Below are 6063 nucleotides of genomic sequence, written 5' to 3'. Positions count from 1 at the left end.
ACCCTCATCCTCGTCCCCCACGGCAGCCGCGACCCCCGCGCCCTCGCCACCGTCACGGCCCTCGCCGAGCGGATCCGCGAGCAGCGGCCCGGCCTCCCCGTCCGGCTCGGGCACATCGAGCTGAACGAGCCCCTGCTCACCGACACCCTCGCCGCGCGGCCAGGCGGCGGCAGCGCCGTGCTCGTGCCGCTGCTCCTGAGCCCGGGCCAGCACGTCAAACACGACATCCCGGCGGCCGCCGCCGACGCGCCCCACCTCGACACCCGCGTCGCCGCCCCGCTCGGCCCGCACCCGCTGCTCGCCGAGGCCCTGCACGCCCGGCTCGTCCAGGCGGGCTGGCCCCCGCTGCCCCTTGGCACCACCGCGCGCCGCCACCACGCCGTCGTCCTCGCCGCCGCCGGCTCCCGCGACCCGGAGTCTGCCGCCGGGACCGAGGCCGCCGCCGCGCTGCTCGCCGACCGCCTCGGCGTCCCCGTCGTCCCCGCCTACGCCGCGCCCACCGCGGCCTGCGCCCGCCCCGTGCCCGAGGCGCTCAAGGCCCTGGCCGACCAGGGCAGGACCCGCGTCGCCGTCGCCGCGTACTTCACCGCACCCGGCCGCTTCGCCACCCAGAGCGCCGCCGCCGCGCCCTGGATCGCCGCGGCCCCGCTCGGCGCCCACCCGGCGCTCGCCCGCCTCGTCCTGCACCGCTACGACCAGGCCCGTACCGCCCCGCCCGTGGCCGAACAGCGCCGCCTGACCGCGGTCTGACGAGAGGCCAGATCCTCTTTGTCACTGCTTGCGTCTACTGTCGGTGCATGGAAGGCACAGCACCGAACGGCCCGGCAAGGAACAGCACGGCACCGAACACGCGGCACGAGGCGCACCGCGCCTATGACGCCTACGACGCCTACGACGAAGCGGCCGTCGAGCGATGGGCCGCCGAGCCCGACAAGAGGCCGGGACGCACGGCCTTCCAGCGCGACCGCGCGCGCGTGCTGCACTCCGCCGCGCTGCGCCGCCTCGCCGGAAAGACCCAGGTCGTCACGCCCGGCACCCGCAGCCAGGCCTGGGACGCCAGCGCCCGCACCCGGCTGACGCACTCCCTGGAGTGCGCCCAGGTGGGCCGCGAGCTGGGCGCGGCCCTCGGCTGCGACCCCGACCTGGTGGAGACCGCCTGCCTCTCCCACGACCTGGGCCACCCGCCCTTCGGGCACAACGGCGAGCAGGCGTTGAACGAGGTGGCGGCCGGCTGCGGCGGCTTCGAGGGCAACGCCCAGTCGCTGCGCCTGCTCACCCGCATCGAGCCGAAGCGCTTCGTCCGCTCCGAGGCCACCGGCGACCTGGTCAGCGTCGGTCTCAACCTCACCCGTGCCGCCCTGGATGCCGCCACCAAGTACCCCTGGCCGCGCGGCGCGCACCCCGCCGACCCGCACTCCTCGAAGTTCGGGGTCTACGAGGACGACCGGCCGGTGTTCGACTGGGTCCGCAAGGAGGCCCCGGGGCAGCGCATCTGCTTCGAGGCGCAGGTCATGGACTGGTCGGACGATGTCGCGTACTCGGTCCACGACGTCGAGGACGGCCTGCACGCCGGACACATCGACCCGAACGCCCTGCACGCCGAGCCCGAGCGCCAGGACATCTACGCCGTGGCCCTCGGCCGCTACGTCCCCGAGGACACCGACCCTGAAGAGCTGGCCCAGGCCCTCGACCGCCTCCTCGACCAGGAGTGGTGGCCGCACGGATACGACGGATCGGCCGTCGCCCAGGCCCGGCTGAAGGACGCCACCAGCCAGCTCATCGGCCGCTTCTGTCTGGCCGCGGAGACCGCCACGCGCGTGCGGTACGGCACGGGGCCCCTCACGCGGTACGCCGCCGAACTCGTCGTACCCCGCGAGGCGCGGCACGAGTGCGCGGTGCTCAAGGCCGTCGCCGACCGCTATGTGATGCAGCGCCCCGCACAGGAGCGGCTCCGCGCCGACCAGCGCGTGGTGGTCGCCGAGTTGGCGGAGGCGCTCACCGCGCGCGCCCCCGACGGGCTCGACCCGCAGTTCCGCGCGCTGTACGACGCGGCGGACGACGACCGCGCGGCCCAGCGCGTGGTGATCGACCAGATCGCCTCCCTCACGGACGCGGCCGCCCGCGCGCTGCACACCCGGCTGACGGCTGGACGACAGGGCAGCGGGAACAGCGGTACGTGACCTTTTGGAGCGACCTGGGAGTGACCTTGCCGCGACCTTGGAGTGACCACAGGGCGTGACGGAAAGTGGCCGGATGGGGCGACGCCCCCTTCCCCCCTCACGCTCTGTGCGGGACGCTCCCTGTGGCGGCAAGCCTGTGTTCTTCCGGGGTCCACCCCCGGTCCCCCGGCAAGGAGGCATCAAGTGGTCGACGCGCATCAGACGTTCGTCATTGTGGGAGGAGGTCTGGCCGGCGCCAAGGCGGCCGAGACCCTCCGTTCCGAGGGCTTCACCGGCCGGGTGATCCTCGTCGGTGACGAGCGCGACCACCCCTACGAGCGCCCGCCCCTGTCCAAGGGCTACCTCCTGGGCAAGGAGCAGCGCGACAGCGTCTTCGTCCACGAACCGGGGTGGTACGCGCAGGCCGACGTGGAACTGCACCTCGGCCAGCCCGTCGTCGCCATCGACCGCGAGGCCAAGAGCGTGCGCCTGGGCGACGGCACGGTCATCCACTACGACAAGCTGCTGCTCGCCACCGGCGCCGAGCCGCGCCGCCTCGACGTCCCCGGCACGGACCTCGCGGGCGTGCACCACCTGCGCCGCCTCGCCCACGCCGACCGCCTCCGGCAGGTCCTGACGGCACTCGGCAGGGACAACGGCCACCTGGTGATCGCGGGCGCGGGCTGGATCGGCCTGGAGATCGCGGCGGCCGCCAGGGAGTACGGCGCGGAGGTCACCGTCGTCGAGCGCGAGCCGACCCCGCTGCACGCCGTCATCGGCCCCGAGGTCGGCCAGATGTTCGCCGACCTGCACGCGGAGCACGGCGTGCGGTTCCACTTCGGGGCGTCCCTCACGGAGATCGTCGGCCAGGACGGCATGGTGCTCGCCGTGCAGACGGACGACGGCGAGGAGCACCCCGCGCACGACGTGCTGGCCGCGATCGGCGCCGCCCCGCGCACGGCGCTCGCCGAGGCCGCGGGCCTCGCCCTGGCCGCCCCCGCGTACGGCGGCGGCATCGCGGTCGACGCGTCCCTGCGGACCTCGGACCCCGACATCTACGCCGCGGGCGACGTGGCGGCCGCCGAGCACCCGCTGCTGGGCACCAGGCTGCGCGTCGAGCACTGGGCCAACGCCCTGAACGGCGGCCCGGCGGCGGCCCGCGCCATGCTCGGCCGTCACGTCGAGGACGACCGCGTGCCCTACTTCTTCTCCGACCAGTACGACGTGGGCCTCGAGTACTCGGGCTGGGCGCCCCCGGGCTCGTACGACCAGGTGGTGGCGCGCGGTGACGTCGGCAAGCGGGAGTTCATCGCGTTCTGGCTGAGCGAGGGGCGGGTGCTCGCGGGGATGAACGTGAATGTGTGGGACGTCACGGAGAGCATCCAGCAGCTGATCCGCTCGGGCGTCCGCCCGGACATCGAGCGCCTCGCGGACCCGTCCGTCCCCCTGGAGTCGCTGCTCGAGTAAGGGCGGGGCGGCGACCCGGGCGGGAGTGTCACAGGCGAGCCGTAGTATTCGTACGTGGCAGGCAGGATCAATGACGAGGACGTGAAGGCGGTTCGGGACGCGGTCCCGATCGACGCCGTGGTCTCCGACTACCTCCAGCTGCGCAGCGCCGGGGGTGGAAACCTCAAGGGCCTGTGCCCCTTCCACGACGAGAAGTCCCCGTCCTTCCAGGTCAGCCCGAGCAAGGGTCTCTTCCACTGCTTCGGCTGCCAGGAAGGCGGCGACACGATCGCCTTCGTGATGAAGATCGACCACCTCACCTTCTCGGAGACGGTCGAGCGCCTCGCCGCCAAGGCGGGCATCACGCTCCGGTACGAAGAGGGCGGGTACAACCCCAGCCACCAGCGCGGCGAGCGCATCCGCCTGGTCGAGGCCCACAAGATCGCCGCCCAGTTCTACGTGGACCAGCTGGAGAGCCCCGAGGCCGAGATCGGCCGCAAGTTCCTCGCCGAGCGCGGCTTCGACCAGGCCGCCGCCGCGCACTTCGGAGTCGGTTACAGCCCCGCGGGCTGGGACCACCTCACCCGATATCTGCGCGGCAAGGGCTTCACCGACAAGGAGCTGACCCTCTCCGGGCTCTCCCAGGAAGGCCGCCGCGGCCCCATCGACCGCTTCCGGGGCCGCCTGATGTGGCCCATCCGCGACATCGGCGGCGAGGTCGTCGGCTTCGGCGCCCGCAAGCTCCGCGACGACGACAACGGCCCGAAGTACCTGAACACCCCCGAGACCCCGATCTACAAGAAGGGCCAGGTGCTGTACGGCGTCGACCTGGCCAAGAAGGAGATCGCCAAGGCCTCCCGCGCGGTCGTCGTCGAGGGGTACACGGACGTGATGGCCTGCCACCTCGCCGGCGTCACCACCGCCATCGCGACCTGCGGCACGGCCTTCGGCGGCGACCACATCAAGATCCTCCGCCGCCTCCTGATGGACAACGGCTCGGCGCGGGTGATCTTCACCTTCGACGGGGACGCGGCGGGCCAGAAGGCCGCCCTGCGCGCCTTCGAGGACGACCAGAAGTTCGCCGCCGAGACGTATATCGCCATCGCCCCCGACGGCATGGACCCCTGTGAGCTGCGCCTGGCCAAGGGCGACGAGGCGGTCGCCGACCTCGTCAAGCCCCGCACGCCGCTCTTCGAGTTCGCGCTGCGCCAGATCGTCTCGCGGTACGACCTGGAGACCCCCGCCGGCCGGGCGGCCGCCCTGGACGAGGCGGCGCCCGTGGTGGCCCGCATCAAGAACACCGGCGCGCAGCACGAGGTGGCCGTCCAGCTCGCCGGCATGCTCGGCATCCTCGACACCCAGTTCGTGGTCAAGCGCGTGGCCCAGCTGGCCCGTTGGGCCCGCGACCGCGGCGGCCGGGGCCCCGCGCAGCCGCAGGGCAGGCCCCAGCAGACATACGCGCAAGGACCGCCCGCGCCCAGCGGCCCCGCGCTCACCCTGCGCAGCCCCGCCCACCGCACCGAGCGCGAGCTGCTCAAACTGGCCTTGCAGTACCCCCAGTTGGTCTCCCCGGCCTTCGACGCGTACGGAGCGGACGAGTTCACCGCCCCGCCCTACGCGGCCGTGCGCCAGTGCATCGAGGAGGCGGGCGGCGCCGAGGCGGGCATCACCGAGTCGCAGGCCTACCTCGCGCGCGTGCTCGACGCGGCGCCCGACGACACGGTGCGCCGCATGGTCACCGAGCTGGCCGTCGAGGCGATCCTGCGCAAGACCGTCGACGAGGTGTACGCGGGCACGCAGCTCGTCCAGGTCCGCCTGCGCGCCGTCGACCGCCGCATCCGCGACGTCCAGGGCAGCCTCGCCCGCCTCGGCGCGGGCGGTGACCCAGAGCGACTGACCGCCGTGCAGAACGAGTTGTGGGTCCTCCAGCAGTACGGCCAGGCGCTGCGCGACCGAGGAGCCGACGCGCTCTAGAGGCGCGGTTCTGACCGAGGCGCCGCCTCGATGAAGGCGTGGCCCTCGGGCCAAGGGTTACTCGTCGGGTAACCACGCGGTCACGGACCGGACTCAAAAAGTCACCGCACGCCCCTCGTGGCGGCCGTGTGTCGTACCCCACACTGGGTTGCGGTGCCTGAGTCCTCGGAGCGCGGCCGGCCGGCAGACAGCGAGCCCGACACCCCCGCCGTTCCACTCATTGTGTCCGGGACGGACAGCGGCGAGGCCGTGGTCCCTCTCCCGTTGCCGCACGCCTCAGCAGCGATCACCCTGGAGGTCGCCCCCGTGCAGACCCAGACCCTCACCCAGACCGAGACCGCCGCGCGCGCCGAAGCGGAAGCGGAAACGGACGTCCTGGAGGCGGTCCCTCCACAGAGCCGCGCCGCCCGGCACCCGGAGACCCTCGAATCCGAGGCACCGGCCCCCGCCGAGCCTCCTGACGCTCAGGCACCCGCCCCCGCAG

The 6063-nt window shown here is 73.4% G+C and carries 4 protein-coding genes; all 4 read left to right on the top strand.

The features are described from left to right. Window positions 1-750: sirohydrochlorin chelatase (locus tag GKQ77_RS25605; RefSeq protein WP_219691300.1), on the top strand; the 750-nt coding region annotated here is incomplete at its 5' end. Window positions 751-797: 47 nt separating this feature from the next. Continuing rightward, window positions 798-2180 (top strand): deoxyguanosinetriphosphate triphosphohydrolase, encoded by a 1383-nt coding sequence (locus tag GKQ77_RS25600; RefSeq protein ID WP_219691299.1) that lies wholly within the window; start codon window positions 798-800, stop codon window positions 2178-2180. 183 nt (window positions 2181-2363) lie between these two features. Next, window positions 2364-3626, top strand: a complete 1263-nt coding sequence (locus GKQ77_RS25595) for an NAD(P)/FAD-dependent oxidoreductase (protein WP_219691298.1) — start codon at window positions 2364-2366, stop codon at window positions 3624-3626. A 54-nt stretch (window positions 3627-3680) separates the two neighbouring features. Then, entirely contained in the window at window positions 3681-5579 is a 1899-nt protein-coding gene (gene dnaG / locus GKQ77_RS25590; protein WP_219691297.1) for a DNA primase, read from the top strand. Window positions 5580-6063: the final 484 nt, after the last annotated feature.

Origin of the sequence: Streptomyces anatolicus, assembly GCF_019400875.1 — a bacterium.
Classification (GTDB): Bacteria; Actinomycetota; Actinomycetes; order Streptomycetales; family Streptomycetaceae; genus Streptomyces; species Streptomyces anatolicus.
Note: the sequence above shows the minus strand (reverse complement) of the source record. Positions and strands in the feature narration are given on the sequence as shown.